The organism is Salinibacterium xinjiangense (genome assembly GCF_014645015.1).
In the GTDB taxonomy this organism is placed as follows: Bacteria; Actinomycetota; Actinomycetes; order Actinomycetales; family Microbacteriaceae; genus Rhodoglobus; species Rhodoglobus xinjiangensis.
This window is the reverse complement of record NZ_BMLC01000001.1, coordinates 360,985-382,042: the sequence shown is the minus strand read 5'-3', so window position 1 is coordinate 382,042 and position 21,058 is coordinate 360,985. Positions and strand designations below refer to the sequence as shown.

Here is a 21,058-nt window from a genome sequence, read left to right as displayed (position 1 = left end):
GAATATCGACTCTTGGCAGACCACTATGAGGTACTTGGCGTAGAACGCAGTGCCACACCAGAAGAAATCAAAAAGGCTTACCGGCGCCTTGCGCGCGAACTGCACCCTGATGTGAATCCGAGCGAGGACGCGTCGGAGCGTTTCAAGTCGGTCACGCACGCGTACGACGTGCTCAGCGACGCGCAGCAGCGCCAGCAATACGATCTCGGCCCGCAAGCCGGGTTCGGGGGCGGGGGCGCCAATTTCGGATTCGGCGACATTTTCGAGACCTTCTTCGGTGGTGGGGGCGGCGGTCGCTCGACGGGCCCGCGATCCCGCAGCGAACGCGGGCAGGATGCGCTGGTTCGAGTCGAGGTGGACCTTGACGAGGTCATCTTCGGCACCAAGCGTGATCTCGAGGTCAACACCGCCGTACTGTGCGAAACCTGCCACGGTTCGTGTACGGCTCCCGGAACCTCTCCGGTCACGTGCGACATCTGCCGCGGATCCGGCCAGATCCAGCGCACGGTGCGCAGCCTGCTCGGCAACGTCATGACGTCGAACCCGTGCGGAACCTGCCGTGGCTACGGCACGATCATCCTGAACCCCTGCGCGACCTGCGCCGGGCAGGGTCGAGTGCGCGCATCACGCACCATTCCCGTCGACATCCCTGCCGGGGTCGAGACCGGACTTCGTTTGCAGATGCCGGAGCAGGGTGAGGTCGGGCCCGCTGGCGGGCCGAACGGTGACCTGTTCCTCGAAATCAAGGTGCGCCACCACGAGACCTTCAGCCGCAGCGGCGACGACCTGCTCGCGACCGTCGAGGTCGCCATGACGGACGCTATCCTCGGTACGCGCACGACCGTAAAGGGGCTGGATGGCGATATTTCGATCGAAATCAAGCCGGGCATCCAGAGCGCCGAGGTCATCACTATTCGCGATCGTGGAATCACGCATCTTCGAGGTGCCGGCCGAGGCGACCTGAAGATCGGCGTGCAGGTCATGACGCCGACGAAACTGAACCACAAGGAGCAGGAGCTCATCAAGCAGCTGGCCGGTGCCCGCAAGGCAACGCCCCCGCACTTCGCGCATTTCCAGCAGGGATTGTTCACGAAGCTGCGCGATCGGTTTCTGAACCTGTAGCCGTGGCCCACTTCTACATCGACGAAACCCTGGACTCGGCCGCCGTCGGCGACAGGGTATCGATTGTGGGATCCGAAGCGAGGCATGCGGTCACGGTGTCGCGGCTCGCGGTGGGGGAATCCATCGCCATCGGTAACGGTGCAGGGCTCGTCGTCTCGGGCGCCATCGTCACCGCCGAACACACGGAACTGGCCATCGAGGTCGCGGCGGTGAAGAACGATGACCGACGCACCCCTGCCGTCTTCCTGGCCCAGGCTCTCGCGAAAGGCGATCGGGACGAACTCGCCGTCCAGGCGGCCACCGAGCTCGGCGTCGACGGGGTCATCCCGTGGACTGCCGCGCGCAGCATCTCCCGCTGGGAGGGCGCAAAGGTCGCCAAGGGTCGCGATCGCTGGACGGCCGTGGTGCGCGAGGCCTCCAAGCAGTCCCTTCGATCCTGGATTCCGGATGTGCTCGACCTGGTCAGCACCCGTCAGCTCGTGAAGCTTGCTGAGGGCGCCAGGATGCTCGTACTCGAGCCGACCGCTGAGCTGACGCTGAGCGCGCTGGAGCTCGACGACCGCGACCTGATCCTCGTCGTCGGCCCGGAGGGCGGTATCGCGCCGCACGAACTCGACGCCCTCACCACGGTCGGAGCTTCTGTCGTCCGGCTCGGTAGTGAGGTGCTTCGCACGTCCACTGCGGGGCCGGCCGCTCTCGCCATGCTCAACGCCAAGCTGGGGCGCTGGTAGGCGCGCTGTCAGCTGCCGCGCCTTAAGCTGTATTCATGTCGAATTCGCCGAGCATCTTCTCCCGCATCATCGCGCGCGAGATCCCTGCCGACGTCGTGTTCGAGAGCGACACCCTGATCGCGATTCGCGATATCGCCCCGAAAGCGCCGGTGCACATTCTCGTGGTCCCGAAGACCGAGGAATTCAGCACCGTGGCGCAGCTCGCTGCGGGAAACCCGGGTCTGCTTGCCGAACTCGTCGCCGCCGCCCAGCAGATCGCCGACGAGCACTGTGGCGGCCAGTATCGCCTGATCTTCAATACCGGTGAGAATGCCGGACAAACTGTCTTCCACGTGCACGCACACGTGTTGGGCGGAACCCTCACGGAAGGCTCCCTTGGGCTCTAGCGACACATCCACAGCACGCGGCCGCGACGACGACAGTCAGCTCGAGAACCGGGTCGACCTGGAGGTAGACGGTGTCGCCATGGTGCGACTGCTCGGTCCGCAGGATCGACTGCTGCTCACTATCGAGAAGCAGTATCCGCTTGTCGAGGTTGCCGTCAGGGGCAACAGGATCACGCTCAGTGGTGACGCCGACCAGGTGCATTCGGCCCGCGTCCTCGTCGACGAACTGGTGCACATGGTCAGGGAGGGAGTCGATCTCGGACCCGTCGAGGTGACCTCCTCCGCTCGCATCATCGAGTCGAAGTCAGGGAGCCCGGCCGAGCTGCTCAGCCAGTCGATCCTTACGTCGCGCGGCAGGAGCATCCGGCCGAAGACCCTCGGGCAGAAAGAATATGTCGATGCGATCGACACCAACACAATCGTCTTCGGCATCGGCCCTGCAGGCACAGGCAAGACGTACCTCGCGATGGCGAAAGCCGTTCAGGCCCTGCAGCGCAAAGAAGTCGAGCGCATCGTTCTGAGCCGCCCGGCCATCGAGGCCGGCGAGAGACTCGGATTCCTGCCCGGTTCGCTCACCGACAAGATCGATCCCTACCTTCGGCCTCTCTACGACGCGCTCAACGAGATGATGGATCCTGAGCTCGTGCCCAAGCTGCTCGCCGCGGGAACCGTCGAAGTGGCGCCGCTCGCGTACATGCGCGGCCGGACGCTCAACAATGCGTTCGTGGTGCTCGATGAGGCGCAGAACACCACTCCCGAGCAGATGAAGATGTTCCTCACCAGGCTCGGTTTCGGTTCGAAGATGGTGATCACGGGCGACGTCACGCAAGTCGACCTACCGGCCGGGGCATCCGGACTCCAACTGGTCACCTCGATCCTCGACGAGATCGACGAGATCCACTTTGCGCGACTGACGAGCGCCGACGTGGTGCGGCACAGCCTCGTCGGCCAGATCGTCGACGCCTACACCGAATATGACGCACGGAAGCAGCTGGAGAAGTTCGAGCGGGACGACAGGCGCATGAGGAAGACCACCCCGTGAGCATCGAGATCAACAACGAATCGGGCGTCGAGGTCGATGAGCCGGCGATCCAGCGACTGTCGGTGTTCGCCCTGGATCAGATGCGCGTGCATCCGGATGCCGAGCTCGCGATTCTCTTCGTCGATGAAGCTGCCATGGAACAGCTCCATGTGCAGTGGATGGACGAGCCTGGCCCCACCGATGTACTGAGCTTCCCCATGGACGAGTTGCGACCAGGTAGTGATGAGGCACTGACCCCGGCCGGCCTCCTCGGCGACATCGTGGTGTGCCCCCAGGTCGCGATCGCGCAGGCCGAAACGGCCGGGCACAGCCCGATCGAGGAGATGCTGCTGCTGACGACCCACGGTATCCTGCACTTGCTTGGGTTCGATCATGCAGAACCCGACGAGGAAAAGGAGATGTTCGGGCTGCAGCGCGACATCCTTGTCGGATTCGCCCTCGCCGAACAGCAAAAGTAGTCCCGTGCTGATCGGCATCTTCATCAGCGCCGCGGTCGTGCTGGTCGTTTTTGGTGGGCTGCTCGCGGCGGCGGACGCAGCGCTCAGTGTGCTGAGCCGGACGGATCTCTCGGATCTGGCGTTGCAGAGTCGCTCGCGGTCATCCCTCCTGGCAATCGCCCGCGATCCCGGCGCCCATATCAACGCCCTCAACTTCATGAGGATCGTCTCGGAGACAACCGCTGCGGTGTTGGTCACCCTCGCCTTCGCCTACTCGATCTCGCAATGGTGGATCAGCCTGCTGGTGTCGGCCCTGATCATGACCGGGGCATCCTTCGTGCTGGTCGGCTCAAGCCCCCGCAGCGTCGGTCGGGCCAATGCCAGGCCGATCATGCGGTTCGCCGCCCCCATCGTGCATGCCGTCCGTGTCGTGCTCGGCCCCATCGCTGCCGCCCTCGTCGCCCTCGGCAACAGGGTCACTCCCGGTCGGCCTCCGAGTGCCACCTTCTCGAGCGAAGAGCAACTGCTCAGCATGGTGGATGAGGCGACAGAGCTCGAGGTGCTCGAGGAGGATGACCGTGAGCTCATCCACTCGATCTTCGAATTCAACGACACCGTCGTGCGCGAGGTGATGCTGCCGAGAACCGACATGATCACGATCGATGACGACGAGACGATGGGCGCGGCCATGGGGCTGTTCCTGAGCAAAGGCGTATCGCGGATGCCCGTGCTCGGCGGCAACATCGACGAGGTGCTCGGCATCATCTATCTGCGCGACGTCTCGCGCGTGGTGTACGAGCAGACGCTGGATGCGGAGACTCTCACGGCTGCGGAGTTGGCGCGACCGGCCCTGTTCGTTCCGGAATCACAGAAGGCCGACAGCCTGCTGCGCCAGATGCAACTCGAATCGAATCACCTGGCGATGGTGGTCGACGAGTACGGCGGGATAGCGGGACTCGTCACGCTCGAAGATCTCATCGAAGAACTCGTCGGCGACATCTCAGACGAATACGACAACGACGTTGCCGAGGTGGAAGACCTTGGCAACGGGCGGTACCGCGTCAGCGCGAGGCTCGCCATCGACGAACTCGGCGATCTGTTCGGTCTGGAACTCGAAGACGACGAGGTCGACTCGGTCGGTGGACTCATCACAAAAGCGCTTGGAAAGCTGCCTACTGCGGGCTCCAGTGCGGAATTCTCCGGTCTTGTGCTCACCGCCGACCGCACGGAAGGTCGCCGCAAGCGACTCAGCACCGTGCTCGTCGAGCGCGACCAGGCCCTCATCGACGCCCTCGAGGCGTTTACCAACGAAAAGGCGGACTAACCGTGGCCAAGACCGATGACGCAGCATTCCGTGCGGGGTTCGTCTCCTTCGTGGGGCGACCCAACGTGGGGAAGTCCACGCTGACCAACGCCCTGGTGGGGGAGAAGGTGGCGATCACCTCGTCGAAGCCGCAGACCACCCGCCGTGCCATCCGGGGCATCGTTCATCGCAGCGATGGGCAACTGATCATCGTCGATACCCCCGGGATGCACAGGCCACGTACGCTGCTGGGCGAGCGGCTGAACAGCATCGTGCAGGAGACACTCGGCGAGGTCGACGTGATCGGGCTGTGCCTGCCTGCCAACGAGAAGATCGGTCCTGGCGACCGCTACATCAACGAGCAGCTCGATTCGTTCCCGAGGGCGAAAAAGGTGGCCATCGTCACCAAGATCGATGCGTCGTCGCGGCCGGGTGTGGCCCAGCAGCTGCAGGCCGTCAGCGAACTGCGCGACTGGGATGCGATCATCCCGATCTCGTCATTCGACAAGACGCAGCTCGACATTCTTGCGACGGAACTGGTCAGGCTCATGCCCGCGTCGCAGGCGCTGTATCCGGAGGGCGCAGTCACCGACGAGACGACGGAGTCGCGCATCAGCGAACTCATCCGCGAGGCCGCGCTCGAGGGCGTCACCGACGAGCTGCCGCACTCGATAGCGGTCACGATCGACGACATGATCGAGAGCGAGTCGAAAGACCTGCTCGAGATCTACGCAAACCTGTTCGTGGAGCGCGACAGCCAAAAGGGCATCATCATCGGGCACCAGGGGCAGCGGCTGCAGGAGGTCGGTGCCAGGGCTCGCGTGCAGATTGAAAAGCTCCTGGGGCGCCAGGTGTTCCTGTCGATGCGCGTCAAGGTCGCCAAGGAGTGGCAGCGAGACGCGAAGCAGCTGGGTCGGCTCGGGTTCTAGACGTCACTAACCCTCGGTCAGAGCCTGCAGGGCCGAGCGCACCGCGACGACACCTGCACCATAGGTCTGATCGGCCCATGCCTGGACAGAGCCATCATCATGGACGACCTGCACGAACAGGTATCCGTTCTTCGCGAAGCTCGAGAGCACCTCGACCGGAGCAGTGTCGAAGATCTCGGCCTGGATGTCTGCAAGCTGTTGTTCGCTCGACGATCCCGCGTTCGCCTCGTCGACAAGCAGGTCGACGGCGGGCATGGTGTCGTAAAGGGCGAGCATGACGGCGCTGTCTACGGTGAGAGCGGTACCGTCCCAATTGCCGAAGACCGCGTACGCGCCCCAGGTCACATCGTTCGCGGTCTCGGAGCCTTCGTTCGCAGTCCATTCCCACCCGATGAGTTCCGGGCCCGAGCACTGAGGCGGGTACGACGCGGCTATGGCGCCGAGGCAGAACTCGGGGGCGGCCTCGCCGACCTGGATGACGGTGCCCTGGCCGACAACGTCGACCGGAGACGGGGGTTGGTCTCCCGGTGTCGCTCCACCGGCGCAGGCGGTGAGCGCGAGAGTCGCCGCGAGGACGACCGGTAACAGGATGGTGCTGCGTGGCTTCATGCGTCCCAGTATCCTCAGTGCGACTCCCCATGTACTACCCAACGTTTGGGGGACTTCGAGCGTCGGGATCGCCTCCATCGAAGATTGTCACCTGTCCATCCGGGGCGCGGGGGGCGCGTGGGGGGAAACCGCGTGTCGAAGCGTCGTTGATCGACAACGGGCGTGACCCAGTAGGCGTGACCCAGTAGGCGTGACGCAGTAGGCGGCGTCGTGGATCTGGTCGAGGGCTGCGCCTTCATGCGTGATCGCGAACCAGTGCGAGGCGCCGTTGTCCGGGTCCAGGAAACCGCCGGGGAGCTCGAGGGCCGAGGAGGAATCTTTGCACGTCTGGCGTCGAAATAGGGGCACATCGAATGGTTCGTCTGGCGAATCGCCAGCATTGTGACGGCTGGCCTCGCCAGTCTCAGGGAAGCGGCGCCGACTATGGGCCCACTCTGCGCGGGAGCCGTGTGTTGGCCGTGTGTTGACGGTACATGGAATGTGAATGAACGATCAGCTCGCATCCCGAGTGGATACTGGTGTCCGCGCCGGCCTGAGGAGAATAAGTGGATGCGTTCCTCTCGGACATCCGAGTAATTGGCGGGCCGATTCCCATCGTTGTCGTCGTGCTAGCGGTGCTCGCCGCCGCTGGACTGATTATCCGCAGGGCGCCACGCGGAAGGCCGCGAAGCCGCTGGGCGGTCACCGTCCTCATCGCTCTCCTGGCAGGGGCCGGCCTGGGCCTGCTCGCCTGCTGGGTTGTCGGCGACCTTATGAACGCTTTCGACGTGCAACTGAGTCCCACTTCACGGGCGTGGGTTGCGATCGCCTGTGCGGGGATGGCGCTCGCGATAGCCAATCTGCGCGCGGTGCGGATTCGGCGACGGGCCGGAGCGGTTGCATCCATTGTGTTGTTCGCGCTTCTCGGCGGGCTCGGCGTCAATGCAGACTTCGGCCAGTACACGACCGTCGGGAGCATGCTGGGTACCAGCTCGTTCGCGCCACTGCCGGCAGTTGACCTCGCGCTTCAGCGTGCAGGGGCAGGCACGGATTCCGCCAGCGAGCACGAGTTATGGAAGACCTGGGCGGCGCCGGCGGGCATTGCCGCGCGCGGCATCGTCGGCGCCGTGACCATTCCGGCAAGCGTGTCGCACTTCGCTGCCCGCGATGCCCTCGTCTATCTGCCGCCGGCCGCGCTCGTCCCGCACCCGCCGGCACTGCCCGTGCTCGTGATGATGTCGGGGCAGCCGGGCAGCCCGGAGGACGTCTTCCTGGCGGGCCACCTCGACAAGATCATGGATGCCATTGCGGCCGAGCACGATGGGCTCGCGCCGATCGTGGTCGTACCTGACCAACTCAGCGCGCCAACTATCAACCCGATGTGCGTCGACTCCGCCGCTGGCAACTCCGCCACCTACCTGACAAACGATGTTCCGACGTGGATCCGGGCGAACCTCGACGTGCAGTCGGCCGCCACCGGGTGGGGTGTCGGCGGGTTCTCACAGGGCGGTACGTGCGCGATCCAACTCGGAGCTGGGCATCCGGAGATCTTCGGCTCGATCATGGATATTTCCGGTGAACTCGAACCGAAGGCGGGCAGCCCCGAGCAGACGATCGCCCGCGGGTTCGGCGGTAATTCCGCGGCCTACGACCGGGCTAAGCCACTCGCGATCCTTTCCCGCGAGTCCCCGTACCGCGACACGGTGGCGATCTTTGCGGCCGGCTCCCTCGATTCGAGGTACATGCCCCGGATCGCGACTATCGCGGCCGCAGCACAGCTGGCGGGGATGCAGAGTACAGTGCTGACCTCGCCCGGAACCGCGCATGACTGGTCCACGGTTCGATATGCGTTTGAGCACGGAATGCCCGCTATCTACGCCCAGATGGGGTTATCGAGGCCCGCATCGTGAGAAGACTACGGCGTACCCCCTTCACCGCTGCGCTCCTCGCTGTGCTGCTCACGGTTGCAGTCGTGACCGGTCCGGTGAATGGGCCGTCTTCCGCAGTGAGGCGACTCGTCGGTGCGGATCTCGCGGCTCTCGGTCGCCATGAGTGGTGGTCGTTCATCACGACCGATTTTTTTGTCGACAACCTGGCTCAACTCCTGATCGTCCTCGGGGCTGCCGCCGTCGGGGTCGGAGCGGCCGAGCGTTTGATGGGCACAGCCCGCACGGTTCTCGCTTTCGCGGTGACGGGAGTTGCTGCATCCACCCTGGGACTTGGCATCGAGTCGCTCGGCGTGTTCGCTGGGGAGTACTGGGCGGATGCGGTGCGCGGTGTGGTCACGCTCGACCCACTGAGCCCCATCGTGGGTACTGTGGCCGTCGCGAGCGCATTCGCCTCGGTGCTCTGGCGTCGTCGACTCCGTTTCATGGTCGTGGGGTCTACTGTCGTGTTCCTGCTCTATTCGGGGCAGCCGTCGGATCTGTATCGGTTGCTCGCCGCGCTGGTCGGGCTGCTGCTCGGTTCCCTCCTGACCAGGCGGCGTCTGCGTGTGGAGCGCTGGACGAGCTCGCATCACGAGACCAGGGTGTTGTTGGCGGCCGCCGCAGTCGTGTTCGCGTTGGGCCCTGTCATCACACTCGTTTCGCACGCTCGGTTCGGATTTCTGTCGCCACTCGGCGCTTTCACCACCGCAGTCATGCCGCCGTCGCGCAGCGGGGGGGAGCCGTGCGCAGTCTCCGGCCCCGCACGCGCCTGCTACGAACAGTGGGAATCCCACTCTGGCCAGGGCGCCTCGGTCGTGGTGCTGGCGTTGCTGCCCCTCGCGATAATGCTGATAGGTGCGTACGGACTTCTGCATGGTCGCCGGGCCGCGATCTATGTCGTGTCAGCGATTGCCGCGGCCAATGGGGTCCTCGCCGGCTTCTATTTCGGCATTGTGCCTGTGATCGGTTCAGCCTCTCATGCTGCGCTACGGGCGGGGCAGTCACCAGAGTTCGGAGTGTGGATCGCGGCCAATGCAGTGTTGCCGGTGCTCTTCGCCCTGATCGTTCTGTCCCAGCGTCGGCACTTCCCGCGTCAGCCGCGGGCGAAGGCTGCGCGCCGATTCCTGAGCATCGTTGTTATCGCGGTCGCAGTGGCGTCCGGTGGCTATTTGCTTGGCGGATCGCTGCTCGCCGGTCAATTCAACCCGACCGTCGGATTCGGTGATCTCCTCGCAGATTTGCCCGAACGCTTCATCCCCGTGTCATTTCTGGACGCCGAATTGCGGGACTTTGTACCGACAGGTCTCGCCTCTCGCCTGCTCTACCACGGCGTGGGTCCCCTGCTCTGGACGGCATTGCTGGTGGCTGTCGTCGTGTTGCTGCGCGAAAGCAGGTCCGCTGGCTCCTCGGCAAGTGAGAGGGCCGAGTTTCTCGCACTCGAACGCTCCGCAGGCGGATCGATGTCGTTCCCGGGCACGTGGGCTGGCAACAGCTACTGGTTCAACTCGGAGCGCAGCATGGCCATCGCCTATCGCGTCGTAAACGGTTGCGCGGTGACCACGAGCGCGCCGGTAGGCGAGCCGCTGGATCCCAGAGAGGCGATCGGGGCCTTCATCACCTTCTGTGACTCGAACGCGTGGACTCCCGCGTTCTACGGAGTCCACGAGCGATGGGCGCGCCTGCTCACCGAACTTGGCTGGTCAACCACGGTTGTCGCGGAGGAGACGGTCATCGATCCAGCCACGTGGAAGATGACGGGAAAGAAATGGCAGGACGTGCGCTCGTCTGTCAACCGCGCAGCGCGTGAGGGAGTGAAGGTGAGCTGGAGCACCTGGCGTGAACTGTCGACGCACACCGCAAACCAGGTCGCCGAGATTTCGGAACTGTGGGTAGTGGAGAAGAAATTACCAGAGCTTGGCTTCACGCTCGGCGGCCTCGAGGAATTGCGCGATCCGGACGTGTTGCTCGGGATCGCGGCCGACGGGGCTGGCACTGTGCAGGCGGTGACGAGCTGGCTGCCAACCTGGACCGATGGCGTAATTACAGGCAGGACTCTCGACTTCATGCGCAGGCGCGCCGACGGCATGAATGGAGTCATGGAGTTTGTGATTGCCGAAGCTGCCGTCCGAGCACAGCTCGACGGTCTCGACTTCCTCAGTCTCTCGGGTGCACCGCTCGCGGTGGCACCCACCGACGAGAAGTCGTCGCCGCTCGACCGTGTCCTCGGGATGCTCGGCACGTCACTCGAACCCGTTTACGGCTTTCGGTCGCTCCTCAATTTCAAGCAGAAGTTTCAGCCGCGGCTGGTCCCGCTGTACCTTGCCTACCCTGACGCCATGTCGCTCCCGGCGATGGCGGTGGCAATCGCACGTTGCTATCTGCCTGAACTCACGCTCCGGGAGTCGACGGCACTCGTCCGCGGCCTTCGTTGAGTGGTATTCTCTTGTTGTGTTCGGTCTGCTCCTTCTTAGCTGCCGCGACGAGTCCTAGCTTCAGGCCTCACTCGTCGCGGAGACCGCGCTGTCACAAAGCGCCGTGGGCTGACTCCTCAATCAGACGAAAGAGCTAAGGGACCATGAAGAACACACAAACTCCGTCCGCAATGCCGATCCACAAGTACCGGCCGTACCGCGACACCCTGGGCATCGACCTGCCCGACCGAAGCTGGCCGTCGAAGACGACGACGGTCGCGCCCCGCTGGTGCGCCGTTGATCTGCGCGACGGCAACCAGGCACTCATAGATCCGATGAGCCCGGAGCGCAAACGCATCATGTTCGACCTGCTTGTGAGGATGGGTTACAAAGATATCGAGGTCGGTTTCCCCTCCGCGAGCCAGACTGATTTCGATTTCGTGCGCACCCTGATCGACGAGAACCTCATCCCGGACGACGTGCGCATCCAGGTTCTCACGCAGGCCCGTGGCGAGCTAATCAACCGCACCTACGAATCGCTCATCGGTGCGAAGCAGGCGATCGTGCACCTGTACAACTCCACGAGCGTGCTGCAGCGCGACGTGGTGTTCCGCACGGATAAGCAGGGCATCATCGACCTTGCCCTGAACGGTGCGCGACTCTGCAGGGCCGCGGAATCCATCGCTGACGGCACCGAGATCTTCTACGAGTACTCTCCCGAGAGCTTCACCGGAACCGAGCTGGATTTCGCGCTCGAGGTCTGCAACGAGGTGCTCGAGGTGCTGGAGCCGACCCCGGATCGCAAGGTCATCATCAATCTGCCGGCGACGGTCGAGATGGCGTCGCCGAATGTCTACGCCGACTCCATCGAGTGGATGTCGCGGCACCTGAACCACCGCGCGAATGTGATTATCTCCCTGCACCCGCACAACGACCGGGGTACGGCAGTCGCCGCCGCTGAGCTCGGCTACCTGGCTGGCGCTGACCGCATCGAAGGCTGCCTGTTCGGCAATGGTGAGCGCACGGGAAACGTCGACCTCGTCGCGCTCGGAATCAACCTGTTCACGCAGGGCATCGACCCGCAGATCGACTTCAGCGACCTCGACGAGGTCAAGCGAACAGCCGAGTACTGCAACCAGTTACCGGTGCACGAGCGAAGCCCCTGGGCGGGTGACCTCGTCTACACCGCTTTCAGCGGATCGCACCAGGACGCCATCAAGAAGGGCTTTGAAGCGATGCAGGCGGATGCTGCGGCGCAGGGCGTCTCCGTCGATGAGCTGCTCTGGGCGGTGCCGTACCTGCCGATCGACCCGAAAGACCTCGGCCGCGGCTACGAGGCCGTCGTGCGCGTTAACTCGCAGAGCGGCAAGGGAGGGGTGGCCTACCTGCTGAAGGCGGACCACGCGCTCGACCTCCCGCGCAAGCTCCAGATCGAGTTCAGCGGTGTCGTTCAGGCGAAGACGGACGCAGAGGGTGGCGAGGTTACCAGCGATCAGATCTGGGAGATCTTCCACGACGAGTACCTGCCAGCGCACCACGCGGACAACAAGTGGGGGCGCTTCGAACTGCACTCCACCGCGACCGCGAGCGACCTCGCGGGCTCGACAAGGCTCGATGTCACGTTGCGCGTCGGAGACACCTCCGCTCCCGCTGCCGGTACGGGCAACGGTCCGATCGCGGCTTTCCTCGGCATCATGGCTGAGCACGGCGTCGACGTGAAGCTCTACGACTACGTGGAGCACGCGCTGTCTGCCGGAGGTGACGCTCTCGCGGCCGCTTATGTCGAGCTGAACGTCAACGGCAAGCGCCTCTGGGGCGTGGGCATCGATGCCGACATCTCGACGGCATCCCTCAAGGCCGTCGTCTCTGCGGTCAATCGCGCTGTGCGCATGGACGCAGGCGACCGCGACCTCGTGAGCGCCTAGATCCGAGCGAGGTTGGCGCGCGTGCGTGCCCACCTTTCGGAAATTCAGGAAGTCCGACATCGGACGGCGTACTACGCGGTTCCCCGGGACGAGATCGCGCTGAGTTCCTGAATTTCCGAAAGGGATCGCGGTCGGGGGGTCAACGACGGCGGATGCGCGGCATCTTTTCGATGGCGCGCTGTTCCGGCAGCGTCCAGTTGAACAGCACCGCGAGAATTCGGACGCCGAAGGTCAGGGCGACGCACGACGATGCGGCGAGAAACACGTCGACGTCGAGCCGCAGCAGCAGCGTGAGTGTGCCGGTGCCCGCCACGGCAGCCAGGGCGTAGAGCGAACCGACGTGCATCAGCGCGATCGGCCGGTTCAGGAGCAGGTCGCGCAGGATCGAGCCGCCCACGGCCGACAGCACGCCGACGAAGATCGCCGGTACCTCCGGAAGACCGATCGCCAGTGCCTTCGTCGTACCGATCGCGCCGAAGAGCCCGATGGTGAGCGCGTCGAGCACGGTGACGAGCGGACCCAGCCGGGAGATGAGACGCTCGAGCAGCATGCCCATGAGGGCGGCGCCGGTCGCCACGATCAGGTACCAGTTGCTGGTCAGGGCTGCAGGCACCTGTGCCAGCAGCACATCGCGCAGGATTCCTCCGCCGAAGCCGGTTGCGACGCCGATGATGGCGACGCCGAGCAGGTCGAGCCTGCGGTCCCGGAACTGGGCAGCGAACAGCGCACCCTGCGCCGCTCCGATGCCGATGGCGAGCAGGTCGGCCCACAGGGGGATCACGAACGTGGGAGTCACGCTCTATTCGTACCATGGCGAGCGTGACCGCCTGCTGCGGCACCACCGGTTCGCCGTTGCTGTCGAGCGGATCCGTCGAGCCTGTCGGCCGGGCATCCAGAAACTGACGGTGGAGGAGAGGATAATCGTGGTGTGCCGACCTACCGTGACGAAGCCGTTGTGCTGCGCACCCACAAACTGGGTGAAGCCGATCGCATCGTGACGATGCTCTCTCGGCAGCACGGCAAGATCCGCGCCGTAGCCAAGGGAGTTCGTCGCACGGCGTCGAAGTTCGGCGCACGACTGGAGCCGATGATGGTCGCCGACGTGCAGTGTTACGTCGGTCGGAGCCTCGACATCATCCAGCAGGCAGAGTCCCTCGGGTCGTACGGCGCGGAGATAGCTGACGACTATGCGAGCTACACCGCGGCAAGCGCCATGATCGAGACGGCCGACAAGATCACGGATGATGATGGCAGCCTGCAGCAATACCTCCTGCTGGTGGGGGCCCTGCGTTCGCTCGCACGGCGGGAGCACCACCCGAGCCTTACCCTCGACTCGTACCTGTTGCGGTCGCTGTCGATCGCGGGATGGGCGCCCAGTTTCGAAGACTGCGCCGTCACCGGCGCGCCCGGACCTCACACGGTCTTCGTCGCACAGCTGGGTGGGGTCGTCGCAGACGAGGTCGCCCCTCCCGGCGCTCCGCGGCTCGACCTCGACACCCTGGACCTTCTCGGTGCACTTATCGAGGGCCGGTGGGAGGCCGCCGAGGCGGCGGACGATCGCGCACGCAACCAGGCGAGCGGTGTTGTCGCGGCGTATGCGCAGTTCCATCTCGAGCGATCGCTGCGTTCGCTGCAGCACGTCGATCGTTCCACCGACGCCGGGCCCGCCCGGATCGGCCGCACGGCATGAGTCCCGTCGGGAAGACCCACAAGGATGCGGTCGAGTTTCGCCCCATCGACTGGACGGGTATCCAACCGCCGGCGTTCCCACGCAAAGCTGTGCCCGAACATATCGCGATCGTCATGGATGGCAACGGTCGCTGGGCCAACGCTCGAGGCCTCACACGCATCGAGGGCCACAAGGCTGGCGAGGCAAGCCTGCTGGAGGTGGTGGCCGGAGCGATTCAGGTCGGGGTCAAGCACCTGAGTGTTTATGCGTTCTCCACCGAGAACTGGAAGCGCTCGCCCGACGAGGTTCGATTCCTGATGGGCTACAACCGTGACGTGCTGCACCGCCGGCGCGACCAGCTCAACGAGTGGGGGGTGCGAATCCGCTGGGCCGGGCGCCGCCCGCGGCTGTGGGGCTCGGTCATCAATGAACTGCAGTTCGCCGAACGACTCACGGCGCAGAACTCGACCCTGACGCTCACGATGTGCATCAACTACGGCGGGCGCAACGAGATCACGGACGCCGTTCGGGCGCTTGCGGATGAGGTTGCGGCGGGGCGGCTTAAGCCGTCCGGGATCTCGGAGAAAACCATCCAGAAGCATCTGTACGTGCCCGACCTGCCCGATGTCGACCTGTTCCTGCGCAGCTCGGGGGAGCAGCGCACGAGCAACTTCATGCTGTGGCAGAGCGCATACGCCGAGATGGTGTTTCTCGACACGCTCTGGCCTGATTTCACGCGTGAAGATCTCTGGCAGGGAATCATGACGTACGCGAATCGCAACCGCCGATTCGGTGGCGCGATCGACACCCCGACTGCCTGAGGCGGGAGCCGCTCGACCTGTCCGCGACCCCCTGACGTTGGAAATTCAGGAAGTGTCGCGGTCTCGCCGAATCCGAAAGCCGGAGCCTGGCGGCGCGCGTCGCCGCGCGGCTGCGCAGTTCCTGAATTTCCGAAAGGGGGGCGGGGCGGTGGGAAGTGCGGGCGTGGCTGTGAAGCCGCCCTCAGTCTTTTGGTCAGGCTGACCCGAAGTGTTACACTCTCTTCAGGTCATAAAGACCTTTACTGAGGGGATACACGATGGCAGCCTCACCGCGAGACGGGATTCCGCTGGCCGTGTCTACGGTCATTTTCGCGCTGCGCTCCGACGCCGAGTCAGGGCTCGGCGCGCTCTGGATCCCGCTCGTGCGCCGCATCACCGAGCCGTTCGGCGGACGCTGGGCACTGCCCGGTGGGTGGGTGCGCGCCGAGGAGGGGCTGGCGGATGCCGCATCCCGCAACCTGCTCGAGACCACAGCCCTCGAGCCGACGTACCTCGAACAGCTGTATGCCTTCGGTAATGTGGACCGCTCGCCCTCCGGTCGCGTCGTCTCCATCGTCTACTGGGCGCTCGTGCGCGCAGACCAGGCCGAGCGGGCGACTGAGGGCGAGAACGTGCGGTGGTTCCCGGCCGATGACCTGCCCGAGCTCGCCTTCGATCACAACGTGATCATCGACTACGCGCTGTGGCGACTGCGAACCAAGCTCGAGTACAGCCGTATAGCCCAGGCATTCCTCGGCGAGACTTTCACCCTCACCGACCTGCGTGAGGTGCACGAGGCCGTGCTGCGTCGTCCGCTGGATCCCGCGAATTTCCGACGCCAGGTCGCATCGACGCTTGTTCCGACGGGAGCGGTGGTCTCTGGCGGGCGTCATCGCCCGCCGAAGCTCTATCGCTACAACCAGACCATCGAGGTGGTCGACAACGGCCCCATCAGCCGAGAGAAGACAGGGAGTAATCGTGCCATCAGTTGACGCCATCATCCGGAGCGCCCCGGGGGAGAGCTGTGCCCCCGAACTTGCCGAGGGTCCGTGGACCCTGGACCTCGGAACGCCCGGCTACGGACCCGGTTCGTCGATGGGCGACGTGATCCCGACAGGGTCACCTCGCCAGGGCCAGTTACCGCTGGAATACCAGCACGCATCGAATGATCAACTGAACGAACGCATCCGTGCGGCCAAACAGCTTCTCGGAAGCCGCGCGGTTGTGCTCGGACACTTCTACCAGCGTGACGAGGTCGTGCAGCACGCCGACTTCCTGGGGGATTCCTTCCAACTCGCCAACGCCGCCCAGACTGTGCCCGACGCCGAGGCGATCATCTTCTGCGGTGTGCACTTCATGGCTGAAACGGCGGATATCCTCGCGAAGCCGGGCCAGGCCGTCATCCTCCCGAACCTTGCAGCGGGCTGTTCGATGGCCGATATGGCCGACATCGATTCGGTGGAGGATTGCTGGGAGCAGTTGGCCGAGGTCTACGGCACAGCGCCGGATGCCGCAGGCAGGGTTCCGATCATCCCCGTCACCTATATGAATTCGTCGGCGGCGCTGAAAGATTTTTGCGGCCGCAATGGCGGAATCGTCTGCACGAGTTCGAATGCGGCAACCGTGCTGGAGTGGGCGTTCGAACGCGGGCAGCGCGTGCTGTTCTTCCCCGACCAGCACCTGGGGCGCAACACCGCGAAGGCGATGGGAATCCCCGTCGAACTCATGCCGATGTGGAACCCGCATAAGCCACTCGGCGGTAATGCCGGGAGCGATGTCCTCGACGCGAAGGTCATCCTCTGGCACGGATTCTGCAGCGTGCACAAGCGTTTCACGGTCGCGCAGATCGAGGCGGCGCGAGCGGCGCACGTCGGGGTCAGGGTGATCGTGCATCCGGAATGTCCGATGGCCGTCGTCGATGCAGCAGATGAGGCGGGATCGACCGACTACATCCGGAAAGCTGTCGCCGCGGCAACCGAACCGACGACTTTCGCCATCGGCACCGAGATCAACATGGTCAACCGGCTGGCGGCGGAGTATCCGCAACACCGGATCTTCTGCCTCGATCCCGTGATCTGCCCGTGCTCGACGATGTACCGCATCCATCCCGGCTACCTCGCCTGGGTGCTCGAGGGGCTCGTGCGAGGCGAGGTCATCAACCAGATCTCAGTGCCGGCAGATGTCGCCACCGGCGCCCGTGTGGCCCTTGAGCGCATGCTCGCTGTACGGCCTGCCGCCACCCCGGTCGTGGCCTGATGGCCAGGATCGTCATCGTCGGCACCGGAATTGCCGGACTGATCGCCGCCTATCGTGCGAGCGCCGAGCATGACGTGGTGCTGGTGACCAAAGCGGATCTCGGCGAGAGCAACACGAAATACGCCCAGGGTGGCATCGCGGCGGCGCTTTTCCCCGATGACAGCCCCGAGGCGCATGCCGCAGATACCGTGCGGGCAGGCGACGGACTGTGCGATGCCACAACGGTGGACATCCTGTGCGCGGAGGGTCCGGGTCGGGTTCGCGACCTGATCGCGCTGGGCGTGGAGTTCGACCGCATCAATGGGGAACTCGAGCGCGGGCATGAGGCGGCGCATTCCGCGCGACGCGTCATCCATGCCGGTGGGGATGCCACGGGGCTGGTGATCGAGACAGCGCTGGTTGCTGCGGTGCGACACCTCGCCCTCGAAGTGCACGAAAACACCTTCATGCGGGACCTCGTGATCGACGACAGCGGTCCCGAGCGCCGGGTCAGCGGCATCGAGGTCGTCGATCCCGACGGTGACCGTCGCGTGATCGCTGCAGACATCGTGATTCTCGCCAGTGGTGGTGCCGGGCAGCTTTACACTCACACGACGAATCCGCTGGTCGCGACCGGTGATGGCACGGCTGCGGCGCTCCGTGCTGGCGTCGAGCTCGCCGATCTCGAGTTTTACCAGTTCCATCCGACGGCGCTCGCCGTTGCTGGCACCCCGCTGGTCTCTGAGGCTGTGCGTGGCGAGGGTGCAGCATTGCTGGATGAGGCCGGACGCCGCTTCATGTTCGACGTGCACCCCGACGGCGAGCTTGCCCCGCGTGACGTCGTGGCCCGGGGAATCGCGTCGGCGATGGCGGCACAGGGCGGTCGCCCCGTGCTGCTGGATGCCACATCCCTCGGCCGCGAGTTCCTTGAGCAGCGCTTCCCCGGTATTGACCGGTCGTGCACGGCTAACGGTTTCGACTGGGCGACAACTCCGATCCCCGTGACGCCCGCGGCGCACTACTGGATGGGGGGAATTCGCACGGACGCCTACGGGCGTACGTCGCTGGAAGGGCTGTTCGCGGTCGGCGAGGTCGCGTGCACGGGTGTTCATGGCGCGAACAGGCTCGCATCTAATTCGCTGCTCGAATCTCTCGTGTTCGCTTGGCGTGCCACCGAGGTGCTGGGTGAGCCGTGGCCCGCGCCCGATCGGCGGGACGTGACGGTGATCGACCCCACCACTGGCACGCAGCCCGTCGAACGCGCGGAGTTGCAGCGACTCATGTGGGATCTCGTGGGCATCGAGCGATCCGCGGAAGGCCTCGAGGCAGCGGCGAGCCAGCTCACGCGGTGGACCGTGCCGGGCGAGTCGATCCATGATCTGGAGACCCGTAACCTGCTGGATCTCGCGTGGTTCGTCGTGCGGGCTGCCCTGCGCCGTGAAGAGTCCCGCGGAGCACATTGGCGCAGAGACTTCCCGGATGCTTCAGGTCAATATGCCAGCTCCTTCGACTGTGTTGGCTCCATGAGTGCACGAGTGAAAGCAGAGGCTATCCAGTGAATCCAGATGTGGTCGACGACATCATCCGCCGCGCGCTGGAGGAAGATGCGCCCTGGGGCGACATCACCTCCGAGGCATTCCTGCCGGAATCCGCACGCGCACAGGCGAGCCTCGTGGCGCGGGAGCCGGGTGTGCTGAGCGGCATCGAGGTGTTTGCGAGAGTGTTCGAGCTGGTCGACGCCGGTGCCGTCATCGAGTTGCTCGCCGATGATGGTGTCTCGTTCGAAATTGGTGACGTGCTCGCACGTGTCGACGGCACCGCTCGCGGAGTGTTGCGGGCCGAGCGGATTGCGCTCAACCTCTGCCAGCGCATGACCGGGATCGCGACGCTGACGACCCGCTACGTGCAGGCCGTGGCTGGCACTCCGGCGCGCATCGTCGACACCCGCAAAACGACTCCGGGGCTCAGGATGCTCGAACGGAAGGCCGTACGTGACGGTGGTGGTCACAACCACCGCTACTCGCTCTCAGATGCCGCGCTCGCCAAAGACAACCACCTCGCGATCCTGCAGCAGGCGGGCATCCCGATCGGGGATGCCATCCGCGCAGCCAGGCAGCGGTTGGGGCACACGACCCACCTCGAGGTCGAGGTCGACCGTATCGAACAGATCGAGCCCGTCGTGGCAGCCGGGGTCGACACCATCATGCTCGACAACTTCAGCCCGGCCCAGCTACGCGAGGGTGTCGCCATCGTGGCTGGTCGAGCGCTCGTGGAGGCCAGCGGAGGGGTCGATCTCGACACCGTTGGCGAGATCGCGAGGTGCGGCGTCGACGTGATCTCCGTGGGTGCACTGACCCACAGCGTTCGGGCCCTCGACCTCGGGCTTGACATGGCCATCACGTGATCTACCTCGATGCTTCGGCCACGACCGCGGTGCGTCGAGAAGTGCTCGAGGCGATGTGGCCCTACTTCAGCGGTGATTTCGGCAACCCGTCCAGTCATCACGAACTGGGCGAGTCGGCCGCGGTTGCGGTGAAGGATGCCAGGGCCACCGTCGCCGACCTGTTCGGCGGAAGGCCGTCCGAGATCGTCTTCACGTCAGGCGGAACCGAATCCGATAATCTCGCGATCAAGGGCATGGCGCTCGCCAACCCCCGGGGCAGGCATCTCATCATCTCGGCGGTGGAGCACGAGGCGGTGCGGGAGTCGTGCGCGTATCTTGAACGGTTCCATCGGTTCGAGACCACTGTGGTCGGAGTCGACGGGTTAGGAATTGTCGACGCGGATGAGGTGGCCGCACTGCTCAGGCCCGACACCACCCTCGTCAGCATCATGCTCGCAAACAACGAGGTGGGCGCTGTCCAACCCGTCCGCGAGATCGCTTCGCTCACTCACAGCGTTGGAGCGGTCATGCACACCGACGCCGTGCAGGGCGCTGCATGGATCGACCTGCGCAGTCTCGGCGCGGACGCCATCAGCATCTCCGGTCATAAACTCGGTGCACCCAAGGGAATCGGCGCACTGTATCTGCGCCGCAGGGTCGCCCTGGAGCCACTCCTGCACGGTGGTGGCCAGGAGCGCGATCGCCGGTCCGGCACCGAGAATGTTGCCGGGATCGTCGGGCTCGCAGCGGCAATCCGACTCAGCGAGAGCACTCGCGTAGCCGATGCGGATCGGGTCACCGCCCTGCGCGACGACTTCATCACCGAGGTGCTCGACACGGTGGCGGGGTCGCAGCTCACCGGTCCGCGGCAGGGGCGTCTGGCATCCAACGCTTCCTTCTGCTTCCCGGGCACGAGCGGCGAGTCGATCCTGCTCGAACTCGGCCGGCGCGGTGTGGTCTGCTCGGCGGGCTCGGCATGTGCCGTCGGCAGCGACGAGCCCTCGCATGTGCTGCTGGCCATGGGAATCGACCGGGAGGTCGCGCAGACGGCCGTGAGATTCAGCATGGATTCGACCATCACCGCCGAACAGCTGCGGGAGGCCGCGAGGCACCTGGCTGGGGCGTCTGCGACCGTCGGTACGCTCGCCTCATCCCTCTTTGGCTAGGCT

19 protein-coding genes are annotated in these 21,058 nt (G+C 64.9%); 17 read left to right on the top strand and 2 right to left on the bottom strand.

What is annotated here, in order from left to right; genetic code table 11:
- Nucleotides 1–12 precede the first annotated feature (12 nt).
- The 7 genes from dnaJ to era all read left to right on the top strand — a co-directional run bounded on the left by dnaJ (nucleotide 13) and on the right by era (nucleotide 5,950).
- Nucleotides 13–1,122: a molecular chaperone DnaJ gene (gene dnaJ / locus IEW81_RS01825; RefSeq protein ID WP_097060776.1), complete on the top strand. Its 1,110-nt coding sequence runs from the start codon at nucleotides 13–15 to the stop codon at nucleotides 1,120–1,122.
- A gap of 2 nt (nucleotides 1,123–1,124) precedes the next feature.
- Complete coding sequence (locus tag IEW81_RS01820; RefSeq protein WP_097060777.1) at nucleotides 1,125–1,853, top strand: 16S rRNA (uracil(1498)-N(3))-methyltransferase; 729 nt, start codon at nucleotides 1,125–1,127, stop codon at nucleotides 1,851–1,853.
- A 35-nt stretch (nucleotides 1,854–1,888) separates the two neighbouring features.
- Nucleotides 1,889–2,239: a histidine triad nucleotide-binding protein gene (locus IEW81_RS01815; protein ID WP_097060778.1), complete on the top strand. Its 351-nt coding sequence runs from the start codon at nucleotides 1,889–1,891 to the stop codon at nucleotides 2,237–2,239.
- A 79-nt stretch (nucleotides 2,240–2,318) separates the two neighbouring features.
- Nucleotides 2,319–3,281, top strand: a complete 963-nt coding sequence (locus tag IEW81_RS01810; protein ID WP_229671270.1) for a PhoH family protein — start codon at nucleotides 2,319–2,321, stop codon at nucleotides 3,279–3,281.
- On the top strand, nucleotides 3,278–3,739 hold the full coding sequence (ybeY, locus tag IEW81_RS01805; RefSeq protein ID WP_097060780.1) for an rRNA maturation RNase YbeY: 462 nt from the start codon (nucleotides 3,278–3,280) through the stop codon (nucleotides 3,737–3,739). Before IEW81_RS01810 ends, ybeY begins: the two co-directional genes overlap by 4 nt.
- Nucleotides 3,740–3,743: 4 nt before the next feature.
- On the top strand, nucleotides 3,744–5,042 hold the full coding sequence (locus tag IEW81_RS01800) for a hemolysin family protein (protein WP_229671191.1): 1,299 nt from the start codon (nucleotides 3,744–3,746) through the stop codon (nucleotides 5,040–5,042).
- A gap of 2 nt (nucleotides 5,043–5,044) precedes the next feature.
- Nucleotides 5,045–5,950 carry a GTPase Era gene (gene era / locus IEW81_RS01795; protein WP_097060782.1) on the top strand — a complete coding sequence of 302 codons (906 nt, stop codon included), beginning with the start codon at nucleotides 5,045–5,047 and terminating at the stop codon, nucleotides 5,948–5,950.
- A gap of 6 nt (nucleotides 5,951–5,956) precedes the next feature.
- Here era and IEW81_RS01790 read toward each other — a convergent pair whose 3' ends face one another.
- Entirely contained in the window at nucleotides 5,957–6,559 is a 603-nt protein-coding gene (locus IEW81_RS01790; protein ID WP_097060783.1) for a hypothetical protein, read from the bottom strand.
- A 545-nt stretch (nucleotides 6,560–7,104) separates the two neighbouring features.
- Here IEW81_RS01790 and IEW81_RS01785 point away from each other — a divergent pair.
- The 3 genes from IEW81_RS01785 (at nucleotide 7,105) to leuA (ending at nucleotide 12,802) form a co-directional block, all read left to right on the top strand.
- The gene (locus IEW81_RS01785) at nucleotides 7,105–8,448 is read left to right on the top strand and encodes an alpha/beta hydrolase (RefSeq protein ID WP_097060784.1); all 1,344 of its coding nucleotides are present in this window, start codon (nucleotides 7,105–7,107) and stop codon (nucleotides 8,446–8,448) included.
- The gene (locus tag IEW81_RS01780; protein WP_143544665.1) at nucleotides 8,445–10,898 is read left to right on the top strand and encodes a bifunctional lysylphosphatidylglycerol flippase/synthetase MprF; all 2,454 of its coding nucleotides are present in this window, start codon (nucleotides 8,445–8,447) and stop codon (nucleotides 10,896–10,898) included. Before IEW81_RS01785 ends, IEW81_RS01780 begins: the two co-directional genes overlap by 4 nt.
- Before the next feature lie 143 nt (nucleotides 10,899–11,041).
- Complete coding sequence (gene leuA, locus IEW81_RS01775; RefSeq protein ID WP_097060786.1) at nucleotides 11,042–12,802, top strand: 2-isopropylmalate synthase; 1,761 nt, start codon at nucleotides 11,042–11,044, stop codon at nucleotides 12,800–12,802.
- 139 nt (nucleotides 12,803–12,941) lie between these two features.
- Here the strand turns inward: leuA and IEW81_RS01770 are convergent, their stop codons facing one another.
- Entirely contained in the window at nucleotides 12,942–13,598 is a 657-nt protein-coding gene (locus IEW81_RS01770; RefSeq protein ID WP_097060787.1) for a trimeric intracellular cation channel family protein, read from the bottom strand.
- Nucleotides 13,599–13,730: 132 nt separating this feature from the next.
- On the opposite strand from IEW81_RS01770, the gene recO reads away from it, so the two are divergent.
- From recO to IEW81_RS01735, 7 genes are all read left to right on the top strand, one after another.
- Nucleotides 13,731–14,492 carry a DNA repair protein RecO gene (gene recO, locus IEW81_RS01765; protein ID WP_097060788.1) on the top strand — a complete coding sequence of 254 codons (762 nt, stop codon included), beginning with the start codon at nucleotides 13,731–13,733 and terminating at the stop codon, nucleotides 14,490–14,492.
- Nucleotides 14,489–15,292 carry an isoprenyl transferase gene (locus IEW81_RS01760; protein ID WP_097060789.1) on the top strand — a complete coding sequence of 268 codons (804 nt, stop codon included), beginning with the start codon at nucleotides 14,489–14,491 and terminating at the stop codon, nucleotides 15,290–15,292. The genes recO and IEW81_RS01760 overlap by 4 nt, the downstream gene beginning before the upstream one ends.
- 257 nt (nucleotides 15,293–15,549) lie before the next feature.
- Entirely contained in the window at nucleotides 15,550–16,263 is a 714-nt protein-coding gene (locus IEW81_RS01755) for an NUDIX hydrolase (protein WP_097060790.1), read from the top strand.
- Nucleotides 16,247–17,527, top strand: a complete 1,281-nt coding sequence (nadA, locus tag IEW81_RS01750; protein WP_373285377.1) for a quinolinate synthase NadA — start codon at nucleotides 16,247–16,249, stop codon at nucleotides 17,525–17,527. The genes IEW81_RS01755 and nadA overlap by 17 nt, the downstream gene beginning before the upstream one ends.
- Nucleotides 17,527–19,065, top strand: a complete 1,539-nt coding sequence (nadB, locus tag IEW81_RS01745; protein ID WP_097060792.1) for an L-aspartate oxidase — start codon at nucleotides 17,527–17,529, stop codon at nucleotides 19,063–19,065. Before nadA ends, nadB begins: the two co-directional genes overlap by 1 nt.
- Nucleotides 19,062–19,910, top strand: coding sequence for a carboxylating nicotinate-nucleotide diphosphorylase (gene nadC, locus IEW81_RS01740; RefSeq protein WP_097060793.1), 849 nt, complete (start codon nucleotides 19,062–19,064; stop codon nucleotides 19,908–19,910). The genes nadB and nadC overlap by 4 nt, the downstream gene beginning before the upstream one ends.
- Entirely contained in the window at nucleotides 19,907–21,055 is a 1,149-nt protein-coding gene (locus IEW81_RS01735) for a cysteine desulfurase family protein (RefSeq protein ID WP_097060794.1), read from the top strand. The genes nadC and IEW81_RS01735 overlap by 4 nt, the downstream gene beginning before the upstream one ends.
- Nucleotides 21,056–21,058 lie beyond the last annotated feature (3 nt).